Raw genomic sequence first — 26,289 nt, 5'->3', positions numbered from 1 at the left:
AGGTCGTGGCCGAGGCGAGGATCGCTCTGAGGTGCAGGGGTGGGGCAGCCGGCGGACTGGCGGCCACCGAGGGGTCGGTTCAGGCGGTACGGCGGGGCCGGTGGACGGGGATGCCCGCGGCGCGCACCAGCGCGGGCACGTCGGCTCCGCAGCGCCGCAGGAGGGCGGCGGTGCCGTCGGCGCCGTCGGCCAGCAGCCCCCACAGCAGCCGCTCGCCCGTCACCGGACCTGGCTTCCACATCGCCACCTCGATGACCTTCCGCGCGTGCGGCTCGAGCGCCAGCATGCCGAGCGGGCCCGACAGCGTGAGGCGCAGCGGATTGACGCGGGAGCGGCCGAGCCGCCAGCGGGCGGGGTCGTCGGCGCCGTGGCGGGTGCGCCGCCGTACCTCGTCGACGTCGATGCCGATGGCGGCGAGCAGCTCGCGGGTGCGGCCGGTGTCGAGGTGCGGGCGCAGCGCCTCGGCGGCGGGCAGGTGGGGCAGCGGGTGCTCCTCGGCCAGGCCGAGGAGCATCAGGTCGGGGGCGAGGGCGGTACGGCCCGCGTCCATGGACAGGATCCCGGCGCGCATCACGGCACGGCGGGCCGGTTCGGTGAATCTCTCGAACATCGAGAACACGGCTACCTCCCGATCCTGCGGGCGTGCTTGCGGTGCGCGGACTGCCGCCTGACGCCCAGCGCGTCGGCGATCTGCTCCCACGACCAGCCCTGTGCCCGCGCGTTGGTGACGTGGACGGCCTCCAGCTCCTCCAGCAGGCCGCGCAGGGCCGCCACCGCGGCGAGCCCCACGCCGGGGTCCCTGTCGGCGGCCGCCTCGGCGAGCGCGGTGACGTTCATGAGTGTCAGCATGGGCTGACAAGCACCCGCTTGTCAACCCAAGCTGACAGGGCGGCCTCGGGTCAGACGAGAGCGCCGTCGCGGGCGACGACCCGGCCCGCCTTCAGCACCAGCGACCTGGCGGGCCGGACGCAGACCGCCTCGGCGGCGTTGCGGGCCTCGATCACGACCAGGTCGGCCACGTCGCCCACGCCGAGGCCGTAGCCGTCCAGCCCGGTGACGCGCGCACCGCCGTAGGTGGCCGCGTCGAGGGCCAGCTCGACGTCCTCGTCGAGCGGACCGGTCTGCTGGGCCTGCAGCAGCGCGCGGTCGAGCATGCACCCGGTGCCGAACGGGCTCCACAGGTCGCGCACGCCGTCGTTGCCCAGGGTCATCGGCACGCCCGCCGCCGCCAGCTCCTTCAGCGGCATCGCCCGGCCCGGCGGGGCGATGGAGGCGATGGCGACGCCCGCCTCGGCCAGCCCGTCGAGCAGTTCGGCCCGTACGGCGGGCGAAGCGTCGGAGAGCGCGAACCCGTGACTGACGGTGACCTTGCCGCGCAGGCCGAGGGCCTTCGCGCGCTCGATGATGAGGCGGTACTGCCATTCGCCGAGCGAGCCGCGGTCGTGCAGGTGGATGTCGACGCCGACGCCGTGCTTGTCGGCCAGGCCGAACACGATGTCGAGGTGCTTGACCGCGTCGCTGTCGAGACCGGCGGGGTCGAGGCCGCCGATGAGGTCGACGCCCTGCTCGAGCGCCTGCTCCAGCAGGCGGTCGGTGCCCGGCGCGATGAGCAGGCCGGCCTGCGGGAAGGCGACGAGCTGGGCGGTGATGCGGCCCTCGTGGCGCGCGAGCGCCTCGCGGACGGCGTGGACGGCGTCCAGGCCCATGAGGGTGTCGACGTCCACGTGCGTGCGGACGTGGGTGGTGCCCAGCGTGATCATGTTGGCCAGGAGGGCGGAGATGTAGTCGGCGCTGGGGATGCCGAGTTCGGGACGGCGCTCCTGGCCGCCGCGGATCTTGCCCATGAGGCCGGGCGCGGAGCTGTGGGGCGTCCACGGGCCGCCCCACAGCGTCTTGTCGATGTGGGCGTGGCCGTCGATGAGGCCGGGGATGACCAGCTTGCCGCCGAGGTCCTCGACGGCGGCCGCGCCGCCCTGGAGCCCGGACCCGATCTCGGCGATGCGGCCGTCCCTGATCAGCACGTCGGCGGGGCCCGCGCCCCAGAGGTTGGCGTTGCGCAGCAGCAGCTCGGTCGTCATGAGAGTTAATGGTATACCGCTATGCGCCGCACGGGACGCGGGCAGCGGCCTCGGACCTCAGCCCGCGGGCGCGACCCTCGTGCGCATCCCGAGCGTCCGGCACCTCAGCCCGCGGGTGCAGACCGTCGTGCGCATCATGAGAGCCCGGCCCGGGGCTCAGCCCGCGGGCGCGACCGTCGTGCGCATCGTGAGCGCGCTGCCGTCCGGCGACAGCGTGAGCGTCACGCTCGCCGCGCCCAGCCGCGAGGTGCGCTTCACGTGCGTGCCGCCGCACGGGATGGAGACCTCCCCCTCGGGCAGCGCGCAGTGCCAGGTACGGCGGGCGGTGAGCCCCTGGTCTGGCACGTCGATCCAGACCGGCGCGTCGGCGCCGATCCACTCCTTGAGCGTGTCGTCGGCCCGCCGGGCGACCTCGTCGAGGTCGAGCCCCTCGGCGGAGAAGCCCTTCTTGCGCAGCGACTTGCCCAGCCGGTACTCGTCCACGCTGCCGTTGGGGATGATCCGCGACGCGATGATCGCGCTCTGGTCGAAGTCGGGGTTGCCGAGGGCGTCGAGCCTGGCCTCCTTGCGCCAGTGGCCCGCCAGCGCGGCGTTGAGGGCCAGCGCGGCCAGGTGGCAGCCGGTGTGACCGGCCGACAGCGCCCGGCGGTGGGCGGCGTCGACCTCGAGGTCGACCTCGGTCCCGACCTCGATCGGCGCCTCGGTGACGTGCACGACGAGCCACTGCCAGCCGTCGGTGCCCCGCCGTACGGGGATGTCCTCGTCGAGGAAGACCTCGCCCTCGGCCGACACCGCGCCGGTCACGCAGTCGACGACGGGCAGCCCGCCGATCGTGCCGCGATCGGCGGGCTGGTCGGGCCAGGTGTGGTCGAGCGGGTGGAAGGGAGTGGAAGCGGTGACGAGGCCGTGCCGTACCCCCGCCGGCACGGACCCCACGATCTCCGAACGGCCGCTGACCTGGCCTTGCGGGAAAGTGACAACAGTGGATCTCACACCGCTATCGTCTCAGCCTTCTCCTTCTCGGCCGGCACGGGGCGGCGGGCGCCCTCGTCCTCGAGGAAGCGGTTGCCCCCGGCGTACCAGCCGGTGAGAAGCTGGACGCCGACGACGGCGAGCATCATCAGGTACGGCACCTGCCACCCGCCGGTGACCTCGTACAGCACGCCGACCAGGAGCGGGCCCGCCCCGGCGATGAGGTAGCCGACGCTCTGCCCGAAGGCCGACAGCGCGGCGGTGGCCTCGGCGGTGCGGGTGCGCAGCGCGAGCATGGTCAGCGCCAGCGGGAACGAGCCCATCCCGATGCCCACGAACAGCACCCACACCCACGCGGTCGACGACGGGGCGAACCACAGGCCGAGGAAGCCGACCACGTAGAAGCCCACGAGCCCCGCCACGACCGGCCGCTGGTCGCGGAAGCGGGTGGCCAGCGAGGGCAGCACAAGCGAGACGGGAATGCTCAGCGCGGTGAAGACGCCGAGGATCATCCCGGCCTGGCCGGTGGTGTAGCCGCTGTCGGTGAGGATCTTGGCCAGCCAGCCGAACATGATGTAGGCGATCATCGACTGGGTGCCGAAGTAGACGGCCACCGCCCACGCCAGCTTGCTGCGCACCAGACGACCGCGGCTCGCCTGCGACCTGGTGGTGTCCCGCTCCGGCTCACTGCGCAACAGCGCAAGCCACGGAATGGCGGCGACGACCGCCAGTGCCGCCCACACGCCGAGCGCGACGTGCCAGTTGCCGTCGGCGGCACGCTCGATCGGGACGGTGGCGGAGGCGGCGAGCATGGTGCCCACCGCCAGGGCGGTGGTGTAGACGGTGGTCATGGCCCCCGCGCGGGCGGGGAAGTGGCGCTTGATCAGGGTGGGGATGAGCACGTTGCCGATCGCGCCGCCGGACAGCGCGACCGCGCTGCTCAGCAGGAAGACCGGGGCCGAGTCGACCGACGCCCTGACCACCAGCCCGACGCCGAGCGTGACCAGCGCCAGCAGGAGCAGGCGGTGCTCGCCGATCCTGCGGGCGAGGGACGGCGTGATCGCGCCGACCGTGGCGAAGGCGAGCACGGGCAGGGTGGTGAGGAGTCCCGTGCCGACGCTCGACATGCCGAGGCCTGCGGCCAGCCGGTCGAGCAGGGGGCCGACGCTGGTGACGGCGGTGCGCAGGTTCAGCGCCGCGAGGACGATTCCCAGTACGAGCAGCCAGGCCAACGAGCCGGTTCTGCCGCCTCTGGACTCTTGGGTGAGCACGCTCATGCTGGACCGATTCCTCCAGTCGTTGAATCATGGGATGACTTGATGAGTCACCAGCCTAACAGGACTGAAACAGACGTTTATTCCTGACCCATGAGACGGCGCGGCACGGCGGAGGCCCCGCGCGCACGAAAGAGCCCCCATCCCGGAGGCCGGGATGGGGGCGGGGGATGCGCTTCTCGCCAGGTCACGTACCGGCGGGCTCACGCGGCGACGTCCCGGGGGCCCTTGTGCGACGACGCCCCACGCGCCCGCGTGGTCACGCGACCCCGTACGACAAGCGACTAGAGGATCGGGCCGGGAGCCGGCGGCGGCTCCTCGCCGGGACGGCGACCGGCGGGCGGGACCGGTCCAGGGCCGGGCGGGGGCAGCTGGGGCTCACGGGGGTAGTCGTCGCCGCCGACGACGTTCGGCGGCGCCGGCTCGCCGTAGCCCGTGCCCGCGCTGGAGCCGCGCTGATGCCTGCCCGGCACGTCACCGCGCCACGCGCCGGTCTCGCCGCCGCGCGACTCGATGAAGTCCTTGAACCGCTCGAGGTCGCCGCGCACGCGGGCGCGCACGATCTGCAGCCAGTCGCCGACGGTCTCGACGAAGCCCTCGGGGTCGTACTCCATCTGGAGCGTGACCCTGGTGGTGGTGTCGTCGAGCCGGTGGAAGGTCACCACACCGGCCTGGTGCGGCTTGTCGACCGAGCGCCATGCGATCCGCTCGTCCGGGTGCTGTTCGGTGATCTCGGCGTCGAACTCCCTGGTGACCCCGGCGATGTCGACCAGCCAGTGCGTACGCGTGTCGGTCACCTGTTTGACCGACTCCACGCCCTCCATGAATTCGGGGAAGCTCTCGAACTGCGTCCACTGGTTGTAGGCGACGGAGACCGGAACCTTGACGTCAACTGAATGTTCGATGGTGCTCATGGCATCCCGAACTGCCCAGAAGGGCGGCCGGCTAACGCCTGCGCAGCAACCAGTAGAGGCCGACGAGCGGCAGCACGAGCGGAATGAACAGGTAGCCCCTGCCGTAGGCGGACCAGACCGTGTCGTGCGGGAAGGCCGACGGCGCCAGCAGGCTGGCCGTCCCGATGACCAGGACGCCCGCCAGCTCGATGCCGAGCGCCCACAGGGCCAGGCGGCGCGCGCCGCGGGCGAGGGCGACGGTCAGCAGGACGTAGACGGCGGCGGCGAAGGCCGACAGCGAGTACGCCAGGGGCGCCTCGCCGAACTTGGTCAGGATCTGCACGGCCGCCCGCGACCCGGCGGCCAGCGCGAACAGTCCGTAGAGGGCCAGCAGCGCCCGCCCCGGGCCGGTGCCGATGCCGGTGGGCCCGCTCACGCGCCGCCCCGCCCCGCCGTGCTCGCCCGGCGGCCCGGGCGGGAGCGCGGTCCCCCCGCCGTCATGCCACGCCCTGCCAGATCTGCAGCAGCCGTCCGGTCATCACCGCGATCGCGAACCCGGTGACGACCAGGATCGCCGACCCCCACCTGCTCCGCTCGGCCAACGCCAGGAACACGCCCGCGGGCGGGATGAGCACGGTGCCGGCCAGGTAGCCGAACAGCGTGGCCTTGTCCTGCGGGCCCTGCCCGGCGGCGACGGCGGCGATCGCCACGCCCGCCTGGGCCAGCACGGCCACTTCCAGGACGGCGAAGCCGATCAGCAGGACCATGCCCATCGCGCGGTTGCGGATCGCGACGATGAGGCTCGCCAGGGCCAGCAGCAGGGAGCCGACGATGACGCAGGTCGCCAGGGTGGTGTTCATCGCGGGACAGGCTACCGCGCGCCCCTGCCGGTCTCGATACCGTCCGGCACCCGGCGCACGCGTGCGCGGAGTGCCGGCCGCGACGCCCGCCTCCCAAGCCGGTCAGCGCCCTCGCCCGAGCCGGTCAGCGCCCTCGCCCGAGCCGGTCAGGGGGCCGTCGGGCGTCGCGAAGGTCGACCGCAGCAGGGTCGCCATGTGCAGGCCGTACTCCTCGGGGGTCCAGCCCCGCTCGACGAGCAGGCGCTCCAGCAGGGACCAGGACATCAGACCCCACAGCATGTCGACGGCGGCCTCGAGGGTCCACGGAGGGGCCAGCCTGCCCTCGTCGGCCAGCCACGACAGCAGCCGGGTGCAGCCGCGGCGCCAGTTGTCCATCGTGGTCCGGTGCAGCTCGGCGGCGTCGGGGTCGACGGAGCGGGCGCGTTCGACGGCCAGGGACACCGCCATGATGCGCGGGTGAGCCCGGGCCAGGTGGTGGGCCCACTCGCCGAGCGCGCTCACCGCGTCGGGGCTGTTCCACACCCGCTCCAGCGAGGAGCCGATGTCCTCGGTGGCGCCCAGGTGGCGGTACAGCTGGGTCAGGAGGTCGCCGCGCGAGGCGAAGTGCAGGTAGAGGGCGCGCGGGGAGACCCCGGCGCGCGCGGCGACGGCGGCCATGGTCGTCGCCTCGAAGCCCTCCTTCTCGATGAGCTCGCGGGCGGCGGCGAGCAGCGCCTCACGGGTGCGGCGGCTGCGGGCGTTCTGCGGCTTGTCGATGGCCGCCATCAGCGTGACCCTCCCCAACTGCAGACTCTGTGCACTTTCCTCTTGCAGGAACTTCATACTATCTGTAGGTTCCAAATTGCAGACGATGTGAAGTTCAGGAGGAACCCATGTCAGCGCATGTGGCAGTGATCTACTACAGCTCGACCGGCGCGGTGCACGCCCTGGCCCAGGCGGTCGCCGACGGGGCGTGGAAGGCCGCGGCGGCCGTCCGGCTCCGCAGGATCGCCGAGACCGCGCCCGCGGAGGCCATCGCGAGCAACCCGGCCTGGCAGGAGCACGTCGCGCGGGCCGCCGACGTACCCGAGGCCACGCTGGACGACCTCGAATGGGCCGACGCCATCGTGTTCGGCACTCCCGTCCGGTACGGCACGCCGGCCGCCCAGCTCAAGCAGTTCATCGACGGCACCGGCGCGATGTGGCGACAGGGCAGGCTCGCCGGCAAGGTGTGCGGGGCCTTCACGGCGGGCTCGACCGCGCACGGCGGCCAGGAGAGCACGATCCTGGCCCTGACCAACGTGTTCCACCACTGGGGCGGCATTATCGTGCCGCCCGGTTACACCGACCCGGTGCAGTTCCGGCTCGGCAACCCCTACGGCACCTCGTTCGTCGCCGGCATGGGCGGCCTGCCGGGCGAGGTGGAGCTGGCCGCCGCCCGTCACCAGGGCAGGCGGATCGCCGAGGTCGCCTCCCGCCTGGCCGCGAGCGCGGCATGACGCGGCGCCGGAGGGCGCTGGCCGTGGGCGGCGCGGTGCTCGCACCCGCGCTGATCGGCCTGGCCGCCCTGCTCCTGGGCGCGGACATGCGGGTGGACATGCGCAACGGCCAGCCGCCCATGGTGGTCGCCCTCCCTCTGGTCGTGGCGTTCGCGCTGGTCTTCGCCCTGCTCGGCTGGGCGGCACTGGCGATCATGGAACGGCTCACCGCGCGGGCCGCGACCGTCTGGACGGTCCTGGCGGTGATCGTGCTGCTGGTGTCCTTCCTGCCGATCGTCGCGGCGGAGGCGTCGGGCGGCACCAAGGGCGCGCTCGCGCTCATGCACCTGGCCGTGGCCGCCGTCCTCATCCCCGGGCTGCGGAGCTCGGGGGTCGCGAGGACCGCCGGGCGATCCCCTGAGCGCGGCGCCTACGATTGATGGAGTGGAACGAATCCTGGTCAGCGCCTGCCTGATGGGCCGCCGTGTGCGCTACGACGGAGGTGCCAAGACCAGCACCGACGCCCTGCTCGCCGAGTGGCGCGAGCAGGGCAGGCTGGTGCCCTTCTGCCCCGAGGTCGAGGGCGGGCTGCCGACGCCCCGGCCGGCCGCCGAGATCGAGGGCGGCGCGGGGGGCGCGGCCGTGCTGGCGGGCGCCGCCCGCGTGCTCGACACCGAGGGCAGCGACGTCACCGGCGCCTTCCTGGCCGGCGCCCAGGGCGCTCTCGCAGCCGCGAGCTCCTTCGGCATCAAGATGGCCGTCCTGAAGGAGGGCAGCCCGTCCTGCGGCGCGCTGACCATCTACGACGGCACCTTCCGCGGCCGCAGGACCCCTGGCCAGGGGGTCACCGCCAGCCTGCTGGAGCTGCACGGCATCAAGGTGTTCACCGAGGACCACATCGCCGAGGCGGGCGATTACCTGCGCGCCCTCGAGGCGTAGAGGGATCCCGCCAGACCCAGCACGAGCAGGGTGGCGATGATCCGGTGGTACCAGTCGTTGAGCGGCGTCGACTGGCCCGCGCCGAGGGTGCGGGCGACGACGCCGAGCAGGACGCCGCCCAGCGCGACGGCGTGGCCGAGCCGCAGGCCCGTCCAGGCCCAGGGCCTGGACGCGAGCGCGCCGTACGCGCCGGTGACCAGCGCGGTGCCGCAGAGGGTCTCGACGATGACGGCGGGCACGATGACCGGCTCGGCGACCGGGCCGATGGCCACGCCGGCGTGCAGCAGCGCGCCGAGGTAGAAGCTGAGGGCGTAGCCGGCGGCGAGCGCGCCGAGGATCTTCCTGAGGCTGTTCACGCTTCCACGCTCGCAAGCACGGCCGCCGCCGCAATCCGCCCGTCGTGGGCATCGCCGCTACGCCCGGTGGCGTACCAGTACTCCCAGGTGCCGGTGCGGTCCGGCGCCGACCCCACCCTTCCCTTCTCCGCGCGGGCTTGACCCTGACACCGTGTCAGCCCATAGGTCCTGGCACCATGAAGCCGATGAAACACATCAGCCCCGGCGAGGCGGGGTTCGCACCGGACCTGGAGGAGCGGCTCGCGGCCAGGTTCGGCGAGTTGCACGGGCTCGTGGTGTTCAAGGACGGCGCGCTGCTGTTCGAGCGGTACGGCGAGGGCGAGGACCACTCGTGGAACGTCTCCCTCGGCGTGGTGGCCTTCGGCCCCGACACGCTGCACGACATCAGATCGGTCACCAAGAGCGTCGTCGGCCTCCTGTACGGCATCGCGCTGGCCGACGGCCTGGTGCCCGATCCTGAGCAGCCGCTGCTCGCGCACTTCCCCGAATACTCCGACCTGGCCGCCGACCCGCGAAGGGCGGCGCTGAAGGTCGAGCACGCGCTGACCATGACGCTGGGCCTGGAATGGCGGGAGGACCTGCCGTACACGACGCCGGAGAACAGCGAGATCGCGATGGAGCTCGCGCCCGACCGGCACCGCTTCGTCCTGGAGCGGCCGATCGTCGAGGAGCCGGGACGGCGCTGGCACTACTGCGGCGGCGCGTCGGCGCTCCTGGCCCGGCTCATCGTCAAGGGCTCCGGCCTGCCGCTGCCCGAGTTCGCGCGCAGGCGGCTGTTCGAGCCGCTCGGCATCGGCGCCTTCGAGTGGCTGGCGGGCGACGACGGGGTGCACTCGGCCGCCTCGGGCCTGCGGCTGGCGCCACGCGACCTGGCGCGGATCGGTCAGGCCGTGCTGGACGACGGCGCGGGCGTCGTGCCCGCCTCGTGGCTCGGCAGGGCGCTGCGCCCGAAGGTGGAGGTCGACGAGGGCACCGCCTACGGCTACCAGTGGTGGCTGGGCACGGGCAGCCCGCCGTTCGTGGCGGGCAACGGCAACGGCGGCCAGCGCCTGGTCGTCCGCCGCGATCTCGGCCTGGTCGTGGTCACCACCGCGGGCGGTTACGACTCTCCCGAGGTGTGGGAGACCACGCAAGCCGTCCTGGACGGGCTGCTGGCGGCGCGCGTCACGAGCTGATTCCGCTTCACCAGGGCGTTCGGTGTCAAACCCGGACGGCGGGGAAGCTCCATGGCATGTTCATCGATCGGGCGGACGCTGGGCGGCGGCTCGCCGCCCAGCTGCGGCATCTGGCGAAGGAGGATCCCGTCGTCCTGGGGCTGCCGCGCGGCGGGGTGGCCGTCGCCTTCGAGATCGCCAGGGCGCTCGACGCGCCGCTGGACGTGGCGCTGGTGCGCAAGCTGGGCGTGCCGGGCCGGCCGGAACTGGGGTTCGGCGCCCTCGGCGAGGACGGCGTGCGCGTCGAGAACGAGTCGCTGATGCGGGCGGCGGGCGTGACACCCGAGGACGCCGCGCGGGTGGCCGAGCGGGAGCGCGCCGTCATCGAGCAGCGTGCCGAGCGGCTGCGGGCGGGACGGGCGAGGGTCCCGCTGGCGGGCCGTACCGTCATCGTGGTCGACGACGGCATCGCGACGGGTGCGACGGCGCGGGCGGCGTGCGCGGTGGCCAGGGCGCACAGGGCGGCGAAGGTGGTCGTGGCCGTGCCGGTGCGGGCGCCCGGCACGGTGCTGCCCGAGGCCGACGAGGTGGTCTGCCTGAGCGAGCCGCAGGGGCTGCGGGCGATCTCGCAGTGGTACGAGAACTTCGACCAGGTCAGCGAGGACGAGGTGATCGAGCTGCTCGACCGGGCGTCCTCGGGCGTGCCGCACGAGACGCTGTCGGACGCCGACGTCTTCGTGGGCGAGGTCGAGCTGACCGTGCCGCAGGGGGCGGGCGGGATCGTGGTGTTCGCGCACGGCAGCGGCAGCGGCCGGCACAGCCCCCGCAACCAGCAGGTCGCCGCCACGCTCAACCACGCGCGGCTGGGCACGCTGCTGTTCGACCTGACCCGTCAGGACGAGGACGTGTTCGACATCCCGCTACTGGCCGAGCGGCTGCTCAGGGCCACGGCCTGGGTGCGCCGGCGGATGCCCGCGGCGCGGATCGGCTTCTTCGGCGCCAGCACGGGCGCGGCGGCGGCGCTGTGGGCCGCCGCCGAGCTGCGCGACGAGATCGCCGCCGTCGTCTCCCGCGGCGGCCGCCCCGACCTGGCGGGCGCCCGGCTGCGCGAGGTGACTGCGCCGACGCTGCTCGTCGTGGGCGAGCGTGACCACACGGTGCTGTCGCTGAACCGCGCGGCGCAGCAGCAGCTCCACTGCCCCAACAAGCTGGAGATCGTGCCCGGCGCGACGCACCTGTTCGAGGAGCCGGGAACGCTCCAGGTGGTGGCCGAGCTGGCGAGCGCGTGGTTCGCGCGGCATCTCAACCGTTGAGCACCTCGACAGGATGATCTAAACCTTTTGCCGATTTCCCGAGTCAAACACTGACACCGGACATGGGGGCCCGGCGACGCATCGCTACGGGGAAGGAAATCGGCACATGCCTGTCGACCTCACCAACGCACGACCTCTGGCCTGGGATTCGGCCACGCTCGACGCGGACACCAAGGAGATGCTCGACAATCTCCAGCCGAACATTCTACGCGCTCATGTTCGCGAGCACCTTTCTCTCCTTTTCATCAGATTCAACGACATTTCAGATGGCAAGCGCTTTTTACGGACAATTGCCACCAGACATCTCAAGTCCGCCCGCAAACACCTTGAAGAGGTGCGGGCCTTCGGCAAGGACGGGCGGCCCGGCACGCCGTACGTCGGGATCGGCATCAGCAAGGCCGGCTACCGCGACCTCGGCCACAGCGTCGAGGACCTGCGCAGGTTCGGCGACCGCGCCTTCCGCGACGGCATGAAGCGCAGGATCGCCGAGGTCAACGACCCTGCCGTGACCGAGTGGGAGGCGGCCTACCAGCGCGAGATCCACGCCGTCGTGCTCATCGGCGACGCCCGGCCCGAGCCCGTCGCCAAGCTCAGGAAGGAGATCCTCGGCCAGCTGCCCGGCACCGCCCGGGTGCTCGGCGAGGAGACCGGCGCCGGCATGCGCAACCCGGCGGGCGACGGCATCGAGCACTTCGGCTACGTCGACGGCCGCAGCCAGCCGCTGTTCGTCGCCGACGAGGTCGCCAAGGAGCCGCGCAAGCACTGGAACCCGGCCTTCCCGCTGGGCAACGTGCTGGTCGCCGACCCGTTCGCGCCCGACGCGAACCGGCACTTCGGCAGCTACTTCGTCTTCCGCAAACTGGAGCAGGACGTCAGGGCCTTCAAGGAGATCGAGCGGGACCTGGCCGACGCCCTCGGCCTGACCGGCGCCGACCGCGACCGGGCCGGCGCGATGCTGGTCGGCCGCTTCAAGGACGGCACCCCGATCACGGAGAAGGCCAGGGCGGGCGGCGGCCCGGTCGGCAACGACTTCACCTTCGACGCCGACACCGGCGACAAGTGCCCGTTCAGCGGCCACATCCGCAAGACCAACCCCCGGTTCGACAGCATCAGGAACGTGCTGATGGCCCGGCGCGGCCAGACCTACGGCGAGCGCGCCGACCGGCCGTGGGACGACGCCCCGCCGGAGACCAGGCCGAGCGGCGGCGTGGGGCTGCTGTTCATGGCGTTCAACTCGAGCCTGGAGAACCAGTTCGAGTTCACCCAGCGCGACTGGGCCGACAACGCCGACTTCCTCAACCCGGGCACCGGGCACGACCCGGTGATCGGGCAGGGCGTCCGCGACATCAAGGTCGCCTTCCCCAAGGTCTGGGGCAGGCCGGAGCAGTCGGCGCCGCAGGCACAGGTCGCTCAGACGGTCACGATGCGGGGCGGGGAGTACTTCTTCATGCCCTCCCTGGCCTACCTGCGCGGCCTCTGACCCCTCCGGGCCCGGGGTACGGCCGGCCGTACCCCGGGCCATCCCCCGCCCGGTCGTCCCCCGGTCGTCCCTCGCCCGGCGGGCGGTACGGGATCCACGGCCTGCGGGGGCCTGTGCGGATCATGCCTGATGCCGTAGCATCCACGGCTTATGAGCATCGGCAACGCCTTCATGGGGCTCCTGTTCATCATCCCGTCGCTGATCCTCTCCGTCGTCGGCATCGTGCTGACCGCCCGCGCCAGGGGCGAGCACGGCAGGGCGGCCACGTTCGGCCTGACCGGCTGCGTCTTGCTGCTGCTGGGCGCCATCCTGCAAGGGGTATGGCAGGTCCTGCTCCCCGCGGTCGTCGAGTCGGCCGGCTACGAGATGTTCGCGCTGGTGAACGCCGTGGCCGGGTTCGTGTTCATGATGGTCGGCGTGATCGGCACCGGTCTGCTGATCGCCGGCGTGGTCGCCCGCCGCACCCCGCCGCAGCGCGAGCCGTACCAGCAGCAGGCGCCGGGCTGGCAGCAGCCGCCCCCGCCCGGTCAGTGGCCCACCCGATAGCCCGCGTCCCCGCACGGCCTGGTCCGCCGTGCCCACCCGCCGCTCCTGTCACCAGAATTCGTGGCATGCGAGCAATGCCGGATCGGTATCGCGATGTGGGACCGCTGGCTATATTCAGCGGGAGAGATCGTCGAGGTTCGCGGGGGGATGCATGACGGCAGAGGGCGATCCCGACCACACGGTCCGCATCCGGCGTCCGCAGCCGGGCCAGCCGGGCCAGCCGCTGCCGGTCCAGCCTCCGGCTGGACCGCCCGCCCCGCCACCCACGGGACCACACCCCGGGCCACCCACGGGACCGCACGCCGGCCCGCATCCCGGGACGCATCCCGGGCCGTCGCCCACCGGCCCTCATGTCGGCCCGCCCACGGGGCCGCACGCCGGGCCCCATACCGGGCCCCATACCGGGCCCCATACCGGGCCCCATACCGGGCCCCATACCGGGCCCCATACCGGGCCCCATACCGGGCCCCATGCCGGGCCCCATGTCGGGCCGCCCTCCACCGGGCCCCATCCTGGGCCGCCCGCGGGGCCGCGTCCGGGCTCGCCTGCCGGGCCGCCGGGGCAGCCGGCCTTCGAGGGACCGGGGACGGTCCGCCTGCCGTACACGCCGGACGAGCTCCCGCCGGTGGTCTACGGCCCGCCGCCGAAACCCCGCCGGCACCTGGTGGTGATCGGGGTGATCCTGTTCCTGCTCCTCGTGGGCGCCCTGGTGTTCGGGGCGCTCCGGCTGACCGCGGCGGCCGCCGACACCGGCCGCCCGCACGGCACCGCCCAGGGCCTGGCCGGTCCCCGGTAGGAACGCGCTGGAGGATCCTCCAAAACCGCCACGGTTCACGGGCCCGAGTTTCGTGAGCGGGGGGCACGCGCGGGAGACAGCGGGGCGGGGTTGTTGATGTTCGGCACGGTCGCCGCCACGGGCATCCGCACGCTGTCGAGGGTGAGCTTCGCCGGCAACTCCAACCTGCTCGTCGTGGCGGTGTCGATCGGCATCGCGCTGGTGCCGCTGGGCGCCGAGGGGATCTACGACAGGTTCCCCCACTGGTTCCAGATCATCATGCACAGCGGCATCAGCGCCGGTTGTGTCGCGGTCATCCTGCTCAACCTGCTCTTCAACCACACCGGCAGGAAGGTGGCCCCTCAGAGCTGACGCAGCGTGCGGGCCAGGCCGTCGGGTGAGTCGCTGCGCGCCACCACCGCGCCGAGTACCTCGCGCAGTGTCGCCACCTCGGCCTCGCCCAGCTCGGCGGCCATCCGCCGCTCGAAGTCCACGTGGAAGTCGTGCGCGGTCGCCATCAGCGCGCGGGCGGCGCCGGTGAGGTGCAGCATCTTCACCCGCCCGTCGGCGGGGTCGGCGACCCGTTCGACGTATCCGGCGGCCACCATCTCCTCGACCGTCTTGGCGGCGCCCTGCGGGGTGATCTGCAGCTTGGCGGCGAGCCCGCTGGTCGTGGTGGGCTCCACCGCCAGCACCTTGAACGCGTAGCCGAACGTGGGCCGCAGGTCGGTGAACCCGTGTTCGGCCAGGTGCTCGTGGAGCTCGGCGACGAACTGGTTGAAGGCGAGCCCGAGCAGCACACCGAAATCCATTGACAACCCCTCCTCGGATATACAACCATGGTTGAACACCTTGGTTGTAGATCTGCTGGAAGGATACCACCCATGCCTATCGTGAGCGGAGCGGACGCTCCCGTTTACACCATCGGCACCACCCGCTTCACCGGCCTGGCGGCGCCGAGCCGGGGCGCGTCGGAGACCTGCGTCTGGCGCACCACGGTCGCGCCGGGCACCGAACCGAACGAGCACTCCTTCGACCGCGAGGAAGTCCTGGTCGTCATCGCGGGCAGCGGCGTGGCGCGCCTCGACGGGACCGAGCACACCATCACCTCGGGCGACGCGATCGTGGTGCCGGCGGGCGTCCGGTTCGGCCTGGGCAACCCGCACGCCGAGCCGATGGAGCTGATCGTCGCACTGCCCGTCGGCGCCCTGGCCACGCTGGCCGACGGCACCACCCTCGTCCCGCCGGCGGCGGTGTGATGACCGTCATCTGCGGCGCCGACGCGCCGACCTTCACCGTCCCCCACGTCACCGCCACCGGCCTGGCGGCGCCCAGCAGGGGCGCGCGAGAGACCTGCGCCTGGCGCTTCACGATCGTCTCGGGCGCGCCCGACGACAACGTCCACATGGTCGACAGGGAGGAGATCTTCGTCGTGCTGTCCGGCGGCGTGCGCGCGACCGTGGCGGATGAGGGGCACGCGCTCACCGCCGGCGACGCGCTGATCGTGCCGCCGCACACGCCGTTCGCCCTGGGCAACCCGTACGGCGAGCCCGCCGAACTCGTCGCGGTGCTGCCCGTCGGCGGCCGGGCCATCATGCCGGGAATGGAGCCTTTCATCCCACCATGGGCGCAGTGAATGGCCCCTGACTCTCGGAAACCGAGCCCGTACGGTTCGGCGTCGAGAAGGGAAGGACCATGACCGGAACTCGCCCCGGGGCCACGAAACCGCCTCCGACGTGGGCGAACACGCCGCCACACCGCAGGCCCGGCCGGTCGCGAATACAGCGCGACATGGAGGGATGACCATCCGTAGGTAAAGTGTTTACCTCACCCAGTCAGAGGAAACTTTCTTAACTTCTGACAAGATCATCGTTCTGGTAACGAAACGTGTCATATACCCCGAACCCTCCCGCACGGTGCAAATGTGTGCCCCGGAAAAACAGGCACTCTTGCTGGGGGAGATCCCTTGGTGATCGAACGAGTTCACGAGGCATTCGCCGCGCAGGTGCGACGCACTCCTGAGCGCACCGCGGTGGTGGCGGGCACCACCCGCCTCACCTATGCCGAACTGGACGAACGGGCCGAACTGGTCGCCGCCGAACTGCGCCGCCGGGGAACGGGGCACGGAGATTCGGTGGGCGTGTGCCTCGACAGGGACGAAGGACTGCTCGCCGCCGTCCTCGGGGTGTGGAAGGCGGGGGCGATCTACGTGCCGCTCGACCCCGCCTACCCCGCCGACCGGCTGGAGTTCATCGCCGCCGACGCCGAGATGGCACAGCTGATCACCTCGACACCCGTCGCCCGCAGGCAGGAGGCGGTGCTGCGCTCGTCGGGCGCCGCCCCGCTCCTGCTCGACACGCTCACCGCCGTCGAGGGCGCGGCCGTCGAGGGCACCGCCGGTGAGGGCGCGGCCTTACCCGGCCCGGCGGAGACCGGCGACGGCTCGGACGTCGCCTACGTGATCTACACCTCGGGCTCGACCGGCCGGCCCAAGGGCGTGGTCATCGAGCACCGCAACGCGATGGCCCTGCTCACGTGGGAGACCGGCGTCTACGCCGACGAACTCCACGGCATGCTCTTCGCCACCTCCGTCTGCTTCGACCCGAGCATCACCCAGATGTTCATGCCGCTCATCGCCGGCGGCACGGTGATCGTCGCCGACACCGTGCTGTCGCTGCCGTCGCTGCCGGCCCGTGACGAGGTGCGCGCCCTGTACGGCGCGCCGTCCGCCCTCACCGCCCTGCTCAACGAGCCGCTCCCGCCGAACGTCCGTACGGTCATCGCCGGTGGCGAGGCGCTCACCAGGGCGCTGGTCGACCGCTTCTACGCCAACCCCGGCGTGCGCCGCGTCGTCAACGTGTACGGCCCGACGGAGTGCACCGTCACGTGCACCTCTGCCGAGATCACCCGCGACGACACGGCCGAGCCGACCATCGGCGGCCCCTACGCGGGCTCGATCCTGTCGGTCCGCGACGAGCGGGGCGAGCCGCTGGGCGACGGCGAGCCCGGCGAGCTGTGGGTGGCCGGGCCGCTGGTCGGGCGGGGATACCTGAACCGCCCCGACCTGACCGCCGAACGCTTCGTCGTGGACGCCGAGGGCGTGCGCCACTACCGGACCGGCGACCTCGTCCGGCGCGAGCCCGGTCGAAGCAGCCAGGACGAGCAGGCCGGGCAGGACGGGCAGGGCGCGCGCTACGTGTACCTGGGACGCAACGACGACCAGGTGAAGGTGGCCGGCTTCAGGATCGAGCTCGGCGAGGTGCAGGCGGCGCTGGTCCGCCACCCGTCGGTCAACCACGCGGCCGTCCTCACCCAGACCGACCGCAACGACGTCCGCCGCCTGGTCGCCTACGTCGAGCCGGCGCCCGGCGCGGCACCAGGATCTCTCACCGAGGTCGAGCTCCGGCAGTGGCTGCGCGACCGCCTGCCCGACTACATGGTGCCCACCCGCATCACGGTCATGGACCGTCTCCCCCTCGGCCCCACCGGCAAGATCGACAGGGCCGCGCTCCCGGCCGCCGACCTCACCGCCGCCCGCGGCGAGTACACCGCCCCCTCCACCGACACCGAGCGGCGCCTGGCCGACATCATCGGCACGGTCCTCGGCGTCGAGCGGGTGGGCGTCCACGACCACTTCACCGACCTGGGCGGCCACTCCCTCGCCGCCGCCCGCGTCTGCGCGATGATCGAGCGCGACCTCGGGGCCCGCGTGGTCCTGACCGCCTTCCTCGGCCGTCCCACGATCGCCGAGCTGGCCCCGCTCGTCGAGGTGGCCGAGCGGTCGACCGGCGCGGCCGCCCTGGTGCGCCACCACGGCGCGACCCGCTACCCGCTGACCGCCGCCCAGCACGGCATGTGGCTCCTGCGCGAGGTGAGCCACACCCGCAACGCCACCACGCTCGCCTTCCGGCTGCGCCTGGCCGGGCTCACCGACGCCGCGCCCGTGAGGGCGGCCCTCGACGGGCTGGTGCGTGACCACGAGGTCCTGCGCAGCGTGATCGTCATGGGTGAGGACGGCGAGCCGGTCGCCGAGGTCCGCCCGCCGGCTCCCGTCCCGTTCGAGGAGGACGGCGAGCCCGACATCACCCACGGCTTCGACCTGTCGGCCGAGGTCCCGCTGCTGCGCGCCTGGCTGCAGTGGCAGGACGACTCCACGGCCGAGCTCGTCGTCGTCACCGACCACATCGCCTACGACGGCTGGTCGAACGCCACGCTCCTGGCCGCCCTCACCGGCGCGGCCGGGCAGCCGCCCGTCCAGGTGGGTGACGTGGCCCTCATGGAGAAGGAGGTCGACCTCGAGCCGCTGCGCGCGTTCTGGGCCGAGGAGCTGGCGGGGGCGGCGCCGCCGTACGAGCTGGCCGGGCGCGCCGGCGGCGGGCCGAGCAGGTTCCGCGGCACGCGGCTGACCCGTCCCGTCCCCGCGCGGACCGTGGCGGCCGTGCACGACCTGGCCGCCGCGACGGGCACCACGCCGTTCGCGGTGTACTTCACCGCGCTCGGCCTGCTCGTCGCCGCCCAGACCGACCGGCCCGACGTGCTGCTCGGCGCGGCCGTCGCCGACCGCGCCCATCCCGACCTGGAGTCGCTGGTCGGCCCCCTGGTGGACGTGCTGCCCGTGCGTGTCAGGCTCGACCCCGACCTCCCCGTACGGCAGGCCGTCGCGCGCACCGCCGCCGCGACCGCCCGCTCGCTGGACCACCTGGGCCTGTCCCCGCAGGAGCGCCTGGCCGTCTCCGGCATCGAGCGCCCGCGCGGCTCCCTGCTCACCCCTGTCGTCCTGTCGCTCCAGCCGCCGAACGTGCCGGTCACCGCCACCGGCGGCGGCCTGACCGTCGAGCTGCTCGGCGAGCTGAGCGGCGGCGGCGCGCAGGCGCCGCTCACCGTGTTCGTCAACACCACGGTGGACGGCGTGGAGGTGCAGCTCGAGTACGACCTCGACCTGGTCGGGCGGGTGGCGGCCGAGGCGTTCGCCGACCGGCTGATGCGGCTGCTCGACACCCTCCTGGACGGCCCCGACCTGCCGCTGTCGGCTTTCGAGCTGGTCACCGCCGAGGAGCGGGAGCTGCTGAGGCAGTGGGGCACGGGGGCGCCGCTGCCCGAGGACGTGCCGCCGACGGTGGCGCATGCCGTCCTCGAGCAGGCCGCCCGGCAGCCCCACGCCGCCGCCGTGGTGGACGACGAGGCGACGCTCACCTACGGCGAGCTGGCCGCGCTGTCCGGCCGGATCGCCGGCGCGCTGGGCGCCGAGGCGGCGGGCGCCACCGTGGGCGTGTGCCTGCCGCGCGACCGCTTCCTGCCCGCCGCGCTGCTCGGCGTGGCCCGCGCGGGCGCCGCCTACGTGCCCGTCGAGCCCGACCAGCCCGCCGAGCGGCTGCGCTACCAGCTGGACGACGCGGGTGTCACGACGATCGTGTCGGCGGGCGACGCGCTGGCCGTGGCCCGCGAGGTGGCGGGTGAGGCGCGCGTGCTCGATCTGGCCGGCCTTCCCGAGGACGCCGGCCACGCGGGCCTGCCGGGCCCCGACGACCTGGCCTACGTCCTCTACACCTCAGGCTCGACCGGCCGGCCCAAGGGCGTGGAGGTCACGCACGCGAACCTGGCCGCGTTCGTCGCGGCCATGCGGGTCACCCCCGGCGTCCGGCCGGACGACGTCATGCTCGGCCTGACACCGTTCTCCTTCGACGTCTTCGGCTTCGACCTGTGGGTCGGGCTGGCCTGCGGCCTGCGGATCGAGCTGCTCGGCAGGGACGACGCCGTCGACGGCCACGCGGTCGCCCGCAGGATCGACGAGTCGGGGGTCACGCTGTTCACCGCGACGCCGACCACGCTGCGCATGCTGGTGGCCGCGGGCTGGAAGGGCGGGCCGCGCGTCCGCGCGATCAGCATCGGCGAGGTGCTCGACCCGGTGCTCGCCGGTGACCTGCTGGCCAGGGTCGGCGAGATGTGGAACTCCTACGGCCCCACCGAGACCACGATCTACTCCACGATGACGCTGCTGACCGCGCCGGTCGGCGACAGCGTGTCCATCGGCGGCCCGCTGCCCGGCGAGGACGTCCAGGTCCTCGACCAGGCCGGCCGCCTGGTGCCGCCGGGCATGCAGGGCGAGCTGTGGATCGGCGGCGCCGGCGTGGCGCGCGGCTACCGCGGCCTGCGCTCCCCCGCCTTCACCGACGGCCGCTACCGCACCGGCGACCTGGTGCGCTGGCGGCCGGACGGCACGCTCGACTTCCTCGGCCGCCGCGACCAGCAGGTGAAGGTCCGCGGCCACCGCATCGAGCTGGGCGAGATCGAGACGGCGCTGCGCGAGCTCGTGCCCGACGCGGCCGTGACGGTCCACGACGACCGGCTCGTCGGCTACCTCGTCGACAGCGGCGACACACCCACCGACGCCGAGCTGCGGGAGTCGTTGCGGGCGCGCCTGCCGGACTACATGGTGCCCCGCCAGTGGATCCGCGTGGCGGCCCTGCCCACCACCTCCTCCGGCAAGCTCGACCGGGCGGCGCTGCCCAAACCCGATCACGACGCCGGAAGGGAGTACGTCGCGCCGGCCTCGCAGGCGGAGCTCCTGGTCGCCGACGTCTGGCAGGCGGTGCTGAACCTCGGCGCCGTCAGCGCCGACGACGACTTCTTCGTCCTCGGCGGTCACTCGGTGGCCGCGACGCTGGTCACCGGCAGGCTCATGGAGGCTCTCGCGCTCCAGGTGCCCGTCCGGCTGCTGTTCGAGCACCCGACGCTGGCCGGCTTCGCCGCCGCCGTGGAGGAGTTGCTCATCGCGGACATGGAGGCGGGACAGTGACCGAGCTCCAGGACCGCCTCGCGGAGCGCCTGGCCGCCGCCCGCCGTACGGTGGCGCGGGCCGAGCCGGGGATCCCCGCCAGGACCGGCGAGGGGCCCGCCCCGCTGTCGCCCGCCCAGGCGCGGCTGTGGTTCCTGTCGCAGCTGGACGAGCGGGCCGCCTACAACGTGCCCACCGCGGTACGGCTGCGCGGCCCGCTCGACACGAGCGCCCTGCTCGACGCGGTCAGGGACCTGGTGGAACGGCACGAGGTGCTGCGCACCCTGGTCGGCAAGGACGGCACCACGGTCGTCCCCGCCGACCGGGTGCCCATCGGGTTCGCCGGCGAGCACGCCGACCTGGAGACGGCATTGGAGACGGCATTGGAGGCGGCATTGGAGACGGAGGCCTACCGGCCCTTCCGGCTCGAATCCGAACCGCCGACCAGGGCCACGCTGTTCGCCGGCGGCGAGGACGAGCACGTGCTGCTGCTGACCGTCCACCACGTCGCCTTCGACGCCTGGTCGCGCGACCTGGCGATCAGCGAGCTGGCCGCCCTCTACACCGCGCGGCTCGGCCTGGCCGAGCCGCCCGAGCCGCCGCGGGTCAGGTACGCCGACTACGCCCAGTGGCTGGCCGGACGGCCGGAGCCGGACGCGACCTGGTGGGTGGAGCGCCTGGCGGGTCTCGAACCGGTGCTCGACCTGCCCACCGACCGGCCGCGTCCGTCGGTGGCCGACTGGTCGGCGGGCGAGATCCCGCTGCGCGTCGACGCGGCGGGGATCAGGCGGGTGGCCGCCGAGACCGGATGCACGCCGTTCATGGTGCTGCTGGCGGTCTGGCAGGAACTGCTCGGCCGCGTCTCGGCCACTGACGACGTGCCCGTCGGCGTGCTGGAGGCGGGCCGGCTGCACCCCGACACCGAGCGGATGCTGGGCTGCTTCGTCAACACCCTGGTCATGCGCGTCGACAGGTCCGGCGGCCCGACGGGACGGGAGTTGCTGGCCCGTACCCGCGACGTGGCGCTCGAGGCGTTCGCGCACCGGGAGACACCGTTCGAGCGGGTGGTCGAGCAGGTCAACCCCGACCGCAACCTGGCCACCACGCCGATCTTCCAGGCGGTGCTCAACGTGGTGGACTCCCCCACCACCCCGCCGCGCTTCCCCGGCCTGGAAGCGGAGGTGTTCGAGCCGCCGCTGCGCACCGCCAAGTACGACCTCAACCTGGCGCTGAACAACGCGGGCGACTCCTACGCCGGATCGCTGACCTTCCGCCGCGACCTGTTCGACGAGGACACCGCCCGCAGGATGGCGGGATGGTACGTCACGCTCCTGGACGGCATGCTCGCCGACCTCGACGCGCCGGCGGGCGCCGTACCGCTCGAACCGGTCACCGGGCCGCTGGCCGCCGGGCCGAAGCGCGACTACGACCTGTCACGGCCGCTCCACCGGCTGTTCGAGGAGCACGTGGCCCGCACCCCCGACGCCGTCGCGGTGGGCGGGCTGACCTACGCCGAGGTGGACCGGCAGGCCAACAGGATCGCCCACCGGCTGATCGCCGAGGGCGTCGGCCGCGACGACGCGGTCGGGCTGCTCCTCGACCGGCGCGCCCCGCTCATCCCCGCCATCCTCGGCGTGCTGAAGGCGGGAGCGGCCTACCTGCCGCTCGAACCCGCCTCTCCCGACGAGCGGCTGGCCTACATGGTCTCCAGCGGCGAGACCCGCCTGGTGCTCGCCGACCGGGACCTGGCGTCCAGGATCGCGGGCGCGCTGGTGCTGGAGGACGTCCTCGCGCAGGACCTGCCGGACACCCCGCCCGAGGTGACCGTCTCGCCCGAGGACCTCGCCTACGTGCTGTTCACCTCGGGCTCCACCGGACGTCCCAAGGGCACGGCCGTCGAGCACCGGGCCATCGTCCACTTCCTGCTCGCGGTGGCCGAGCGCCTGACCGGCGAGTACCGTTCCTACGGCGTCGTCTCGACCTTCGCCGCCGACCTGGTCCTGACCTGCCTGCTCGGCGGGATCGTCGCCGGGGCCACCGTCCACCTGGTCGACCAGGACACCGCCACCGACCCCGAGGCCTACAGCGCCTACCTGTCGGCGCATCCCATCGACGTCATCAAGATGGTGCCGAGCCATCTGGAGCTCCTGGCGGCGCACGGCGACCTGGCCGCGATGCTTCCGGACAAGGTGCTGATCCTCGCCGGCGAGGCGACCTCCTGGGAACTGGCCGAGCGCATCAGGGCCGCCAAGCCGGGCCTGGAGCTGCAGATCCACTGCGGACCCACCGAGACGACGGTGTCCGTGCTGGCCTGCGTGGCACCGGACGCGCCGACGGGCTCGGCCGTCGTCCCCCTGGGCACCCCCCTGGCCGACGTCACCTGCTACGTGGTCGACCCCGCGGGACGGCCGCTGCCCCGTGGCGTGCCCGGTGAGCTCTGGATCGGCGGGCCCAGCCTGGCGCGCGGCTACCTGGGCCGTCCCGAGCTGACGGCCGACAGGTTCGTCCAGCACGCGGGCGAGCGCGTCTACCGCACCGGCGACCGGGTCAGGCTCGACGCCGGCGGCATGATGGAGTTCCTCGGCCGCGTCGACGACCAGGTCAAGATCCGCGGTTTCCGGGTCGAGCTGGGCGAGGTCAAGGCCGCGCTCCAGGACCAGCCGGGGGTGGCGGAGGCGGTCGTGCTGCCGATCGGCGAGGCCCACAACCGGCGGCTGGCCGCCTGGGTGGCGCCCGCCACCGCCGACCCGGCCGCGATCAGGGCGGGCCTGCGCGAGCGGCTGCCGGAGTACATGGTGCCGCCCGCCATCGTGGTCCTCGACAGCCTCCCGCTCACGCCGATCGGCAAGGTCAACAGGGCCGCGCTGCCGATGCCGGAGGTGGCCGCGGCGGGCGAGCGGATCCCGCCGAGCACGCCGGCCGAGCTGAGGGTGGCCGCCGCGTGGGCGCAGGTCCTCGGCACCGACGACTTCGGCGTCGACGACGACTTCTTCGCCCTCGGCGGCGACTCCTTCAAGGCGGTCCGCGCCGTCAGGGACATCGACCCCTCGCTGCGCGTCATCGACCTGTTCACCAGGCCCACGATCAGGGAGCTGGCCGCCTACCTGTCCGCCGACGCGGGTGAGGCGGGGATCCTGCACCGGCTCGCCGGGCCCGCCACGGCCCGCCGTACCGTGCTCTGCATCCCCTACGGCGGCGGCTCGGCCGCCGCCTACGGGCCCCTGGCGACCGCGCTGGCCGAACGGGACGCCGGCACCGCCGTCCTGGCGGTCGAGCTGCCGGGACACGACCCCGCCCGGCCAGACGAGCCCATGCTGCCGGTGCCCGAGCTGGTCGACGCCATCCTGGCGGAGCTGCCGCGCAGCGAGCAGGTCGTCGTGTACGGCCACTGCGTCGGCTCGGCCCCCGCCACGGAGGTCGCGTTACGGCTGGAGGAGGCGGGCGTGCCCGTCGCCGGGCTGTTCCTCGGCGGCAGCTTCCCCGACGCCCGGCTTCCCGGCAGGCTGTCGGCGTGGTGGAACCGCCGCTTCCCCTCCTCGCGGTGGAGCTCCGACCGCTCGCAGCGCGACTTCCTGCGCACACTCGGGCTGGAGGAGGACGCGGCCGACGTCGACCTCATGATCCGCGCCCTGCGGCACGACGTGGAGGAGGCCACCGCCTGGTTCACCGGGGAGCTGGCCGCGCCACGCAGGCTGCAGGCGCCCGTGCTGTGCCTGATCGGCGAGCGCGACCGGGCCACCGAGCTCTACCAGGAGCGCTACCGGGAGTGGGGCGCCTTCGCCGACCGGGTCGCGCTGGCGGTCATCCCCAAGGCGGGCCACTACTTCCTCAAGCACCAGGCCGACCAGGTCGCCGCCCACATGGACCACCACCTGTCGGCCTGGTCGTCCGGCGACCTGCCCGCGCCCGCCGGCGACACCGGGGTCACCGGTGCCGACGCGCGCAGGGACCTGCGCCGCTTCTACACCGTCGCCGCCGGGCAGACGGCCTCGCTGCTGGGCAGCGCGCTCACCTCGTTCGCGCTGGGCGTGTGGGCCTACCAGAGCAGCGGGCGCGTCGCCGACTACGCGCTGGTGACGATGCTGGCCGTGCTGCCCGCCCTGCTGGCCGCCCCGCTGGGCGGCGCGGTCGCCGACCGGATCGACCGCAGGCTGGTCATGCTGGCGTGCGACGCGGTCTCGGCCGTGGCGACCACCGCGCTGGTGCTGCTGCTGTGGCTCGGCGACCTGCGGATCTGGCAGGTCGGCGTCATATCGGGGACGTTGTCCCTGGTCACCGCCTTCCACCGGCCCGCCTACCTGGCGGCGGTCGCCCAGCTGGTGCCCAAGCCGTATCTGATGCAGGCCAACGCCCTCGCCAACCTCGGCACCGGGCTCGGCATGCTGCTGGCGCCCATGGCGGGCGCGGCGCTGGTCACGCTGTTCGGCCTGCACGGCGTGGTGGCGATCGACATCGTCACGTTCCTGATCGGCCTGGCGACGCTGCTGGCCGTCCGCTTCCCCGACCGGCTCTTCCACCGGCTCGAGGAGAGCTTCGCCCAGTCGATCGTGGGCGGCTGGCGCTTCCTCGTACGGCGCCGCCCGCTCATGATCATGATCGCGTTCTTCACCGTCGAGAACTACCTCGGCATGCTGGCGCTGGCGGTCACCGTCCCCACGTTGCTGTCGTTCGGCGACGTGACCGCGGTCGGCACCGTCACCGCCGCCCAGGGCCTCGGCGCCGTGCTCGGCGGCGTGGTGATGGTGTTCTGGGGCGGCACCTCCCGCAGGGCGATCGGCATGGTCGGCTTCGTCAGCGGCTTCGGCCTCGGCGTGCTGCTGATCGGGCTGCGGCCCTCCGTCGTGCTGGCGGCGATCGGCGGCCTGGTGTCGTGGGTGTGCCTCAGCATCCTGAACACCCACTGGATGGCGCTCATCCAGATGAAGGTGGGCCTGGAGCTCCAGGGACGCGTGCTGGCCACCAACCAGATGCTGGCCGTGTCGATGACACCGCTGGCCTTCCTGACGGCGCCGCCGCTGACCGCGTTCTTCGCCCCGCTGCTGGAGCCGGGCGGAGCGCTCGCCGACACCGTCGTCGGCACGATCGTCGGCGTGGGACCCGGCCGTGGCATCGGCCTCCTGCTGGCGGCCACCGGCGCGCTGCTGGTGCTGTGGGGGGCGCTCGGGCTCTGGTACCGCCCGCTGCGCCGGATGGAGGACGATCTGCCCGACGCGGTGGCCGGTGCCGAGATCGCCGAGTCGCTCGACGCCGTCCAGGCCGAGGCCGACCGTTCCCTGCGCGCGGCCTGACCGGCCCGCCCGGAATCCAACCGCCGGACTTCAACCCCTCCCGGACCCGATCCTCGGTTCTCAACCCCCTCCCGGATCCCACCTCTCGGCCTCAACCCCCTCTCGGACCCCGGCTCGCCGTCACCGGCG

24 protein-coding genes are annotated in these 26,289 nt (G+C 73.2%); 13 read left to right on the top strand and 11 right to left on the bottom strand.

The genetic code is table 11. The features are described 5' to 3' along the window. Positions 1-79 precede the first annotated feature (79 nt). From ABZX22_RS32525 to ABZX22_RS32485, 9 genes are all read right to left on the bottom strand, one after another. Positions 80-619 (bottom strand): Clp protease N-terminal domain-containing protein, encoded by a 540-nt coding sequence (locus ABZX22_RS32525; RefSeq protein ID WP_354916482.1) that lies wholly within the window; start codon positions 617-619, stop codon positions 80-82. 2 nt (positions 620-621) lie between these two features. Next, a complete protein-coding gene (locus ABZX22_RS32520) occupies positions 622-837 on the bottom strand; it encodes a helix-turn-helix domain-containing protein (RefSeq protein ID WP_354916479.1) in 216 nt (71 codons plus the stop codon). Between the two features lie 62 nt (positions 838-899). Continuing rightward, positions 900-2,078: an amidohydrolase gene (locus ABZX22_RS32515; protein ID WP_354916476.1), complete on the bottom strand. Its 1,179-nt coding sequence runs from the start codon at positions 2,076-2,078 to the stop codon at positions 900-902. A 156-nt stretch (positions 2,079-2,234) separates the two neighbouring features. Then, a complete protein-coding gene (locus tag ABZX22_RS32510; protein ID WP_354916473.1) occupies positions 2,235-3,071 on the bottom strand; it encodes a metal-dependent hydrolase in 837 nt (278 codons plus the stop codon). Next, positions 3,068-4,327, bottom strand: coding sequence for an MFS transporter (locus ABZX22_RS32505; protein ID WP_354916470.1), 1,260 nt, complete (start codon positions 4,325-4,327; stop codon positions 3,068-3,070). The genes ABZX22_RS32510 and ABZX22_RS32505 overlap by 4 nt, the downstream gene beginning before the upstream one ends. A gap of 281 nt (positions 4,328-4,608) precedes the next feature. Continuing rightward, positions 4,609-5,238, bottom strand: coding sequence for an SRPBCC family protein (locus tag ABZX22_RS32500; RefSeq protein ID WP_354916468.1), 630 nt, complete (start codon positions 5,236-5,238; stop codon positions 4,609-4,611). A gap of 31 nt (positions 5,239-5,269) precedes the next feature. Continuing rightward, on the bottom strand, positions 5,270-5,653 hold the full coding sequence (locus ABZX22_RS32495; protein WP_354916465.1) for a hypothetical protein: 384 nt from the start codon (positions 5,651-5,653) through the stop codon (positions 5,270-5,272). A gap of 61 nt (positions 5,654-5,714) precedes the next feature. Further along, positions 5,715-6,077, bottom strand: a complete 363-nt coding sequence (locus ABZX22_RS32490; protein ID WP_354916463.1) for a hypothetical protein — start codon at positions 6,075-6,077, stop codon at positions 5,715-5,717. Positions 6,078-6,179: 102 nt separating this feature from the next. Continuing rightward, on the bottom strand, positions 6,180-6,860 hold the full coding sequence (locus tag ABZX22_RS32485; protein WP_354916460.1) for a helix-turn-helix domain-containing protein: 681 nt from the start codon (positions 6,858-6,860) through the stop codon (positions 6,180-6,182). 89 nt (positions 6,861-6,949) lie between these two features. Here ABZX22_RS32485 and wrbA point away from each other — a divergent pair, with 89 nt between their 5' ends. The 3 genes from wrbA to ABZX22_RS32470 are packed head-to-tail and all read left to right on the top strand — an operon-like array spanning position 6,950 to position 8,473. Continuing rightward, the gene (gene wrbA, locus ABZX22_RS32480; RefSeq protein ID WP_354916458.1) at positions 6,950-7,555 is read left to right on the top strand and encodes an NAD(P)H:quinone oxidoreductase; all 606 of its coding nucleotides are present in this window, start codon (positions 6,950-6,952) and stop codon (positions 7,553-7,555) included. Continuing rightward, complete coding sequence (locus ABZX22_RS32475) at positions 7,552-7,974, top strand: DUF6069 family protein (protein ID WP_354916455.1); 423 nt, start codon at positions 7,552-7,554, stop codon at positions 7,972-7,974. The genes wrbA and ABZX22_RS32475 overlap by 4 nt, the downstream gene beginning before the upstream one ends. Before the next feature lie 4 nt (positions 7,975-7,978). Next, entirely contained in the window at positions 7,979-8,473 is a 495-nt protein-coding gene (locus ABZX22_RS32470; protein WP_354916452.1) for a DUF523 domain-containing protein, read from the top strand. Here the strand turns inward: ABZX22_RS32470 and ABZX22_RS32465 are convergent. Next, positions 8,449-8,829 (bottom strand): hypothetical protein, encoded by a 381-nt coding sequence (locus tag ABZX22_RS32465; RefSeq protein ID WP_354916450.1) that lies wholly within the window; start codon positions 8,827-8,829, stop codon positions 8,449-8,451. The two genes, ABZX22_RS32470 and ABZX22_RS32465, sit on opposite strands and share 25 nt — an antisense overlap. 185 nt (positions 8,830-9,014) lie before the next feature. On the opposite strand from ABZX22_RS32465, the gene ABZX22_RS32460 reads away from it, so the two are divergent. The 6 genes from ABZX22_RS32460 to ABZX22_RS32435 all read left to right on the top strand — a co-directional run bounded on the left by ABZX22_RS32460 (position 9,015) and on the right by ABZX22_RS32435 (position 14,469). Beyond that, positions 9,015-10,004, top strand: a complete 990-nt coding sequence (locus ABZX22_RS32460) for a serine hydrolase (RefSeq protein ID WP_354916447.1) — start codon at positions 9,015-9,017, stop codon at positions 10,002-10,004. Positions 10,005-10,060: 56 nt separating this feature from the next. Continuing rightward, complete coding sequence (locus ABZX22_RS32455; protein ID WP_354916445.1) at positions 10,061-11,296, top strand: alpha/beta family hydrolase; 1,236 nt, start codon at positions 10,061-10,063, stop codon at positions 11,294-11,296. A 106-nt stretch (positions 11,297-11,402) separates the two neighbouring features. Further along, positions 11,403-12,776: a hypothetical protein gene (locus tag ABZX22_RS32450; protein WP_354916442.1), complete on the top strand. Its 1,374-nt coding sequence runs from the start codon at positions 11,403-11,405 to the stop codon at positions 12,774-12,776. 150 nt (positions 12,777-12,926) lie between these two features. Further along, positions 12,927-13,322: a hypothetical protein gene (locus ABZX22_RS32445; protein ID WP_354916439.1), complete on the top strand. Its 396-nt coding sequence runs from the start codon at positions 12,927-12,929 to the stop codon at positions 13,320-13,322. 625 nt (positions 13,323-13,947) lie between these two features. After that, positions 13,948-14,118: a hypothetical protein gene (locus ABZX22_RS32440; protein ID WP_354916437.1), complete on the top strand. Its 171-nt coding sequence runs from the start codon at positions 13,948-13,950 to the stop codon at positions 14,116-14,118. Positions 14,119-14,214: 96 nt separating this feature from the next. Continuing rightward, positions 14,215-14,469 (top strand): hypothetical protein, encoded by a 255-nt coding sequence (locus ABZX22_RS32435; RefSeq protein ID WP_354916434.1) that lies wholly within the window; start codon positions 14,215-14,217, stop codon positions 14,467-14,469. On the opposite strand, the gene ABZX22_RS32430 is transcribed toward ABZX22_RS32435, so the two are convergent. Next, entirely contained in the window at positions 14,460-14,909 is a 450-nt protein-coding gene (locus ABZX22_RS32430) for a MarR family winged helix-turn-helix transcriptional regulator (protein WP_354916431.1), read from the bottom strand. The two genes, ABZX22_RS32435 and ABZX22_RS32430, sit on opposite strands and share 10 nt — an antisense overlap. Before the next feature lie 72 nt (positions 14,910-14,981). On the opposite strand from ABZX22_RS32430, the gene ABZX22_RS32425 reads away from it, so the two are divergent. The 4 genes from ABZX22_RS32425 (at position 14,982) to ABZX22_RS32410 (ending at position 26,160) form a co-directional block, all read left to right on the top strand. Then, positions 14,982-15,356 carry a cupin domain-containing protein gene (locus tag ABZX22_RS32425; protein ID WP_354916429.1) on the top strand — a complete coding sequence of 125 codons (375 nt, stop codon included), beginning with the start codon at positions 14,982-14,984 and terminating at the stop codon, positions 15,354-15,356. Continuing rightward, positions 15,356-15,733, top strand: a complete 378-nt coding sequence (locus ABZX22_RS32420; protein WP_354916426.1) for a cupin domain-containing protein — start codon at positions 15,356-15,358, stop codon at positions 15,731-15,733. The genes ABZX22_RS32425 and ABZX22_RS32420 overlap by 1 nt, the downstream gene beginning before the upstream one ends. A 333-nt stretch (positions 15,734-16,066) precedes the next feature. Further along, entirely contained in the window at positions 16,067-20,893 is a 4,827-nt protein-coding gene (locus ABZX22_RS32415) for an amino acid adenylation domain-containing protein (protein WP_354916424.1), read from the top strand. Beyond that, on the top strand, positions 20,890-26,160 hold the full coding sequence (locus ABZX22_RS32410; RefSeq protein WP_354916421.1) for an amino acid adenylation domain-containing protein: 5,271 nt from the start codon (positions 20,890-20,892) through the stop codon (positions 26,158-26,160). Before ABZX22_RS32415 ends, ABZX22_RS32410 begins: the two co-directional genes overlap by 4 nt. Positions 26,161-26,289 lie beyond the last annotated feature (129 nt).

It is taken from the genome of Nonomuraea sp. NPDC003804, from assembly GCF_040610675.1.
In the GTDB taxonomy this organism is placed as follows: Bacteria; Actinomycetota; Actinomycetes; order Streptosporangiales; family Streptosporangiaceae; genus Nonomuraea.
Note: the sequence above shows the minus strand (reverse complement) of the source record. Positions and strands in the feature narration are given on the sequence as shown.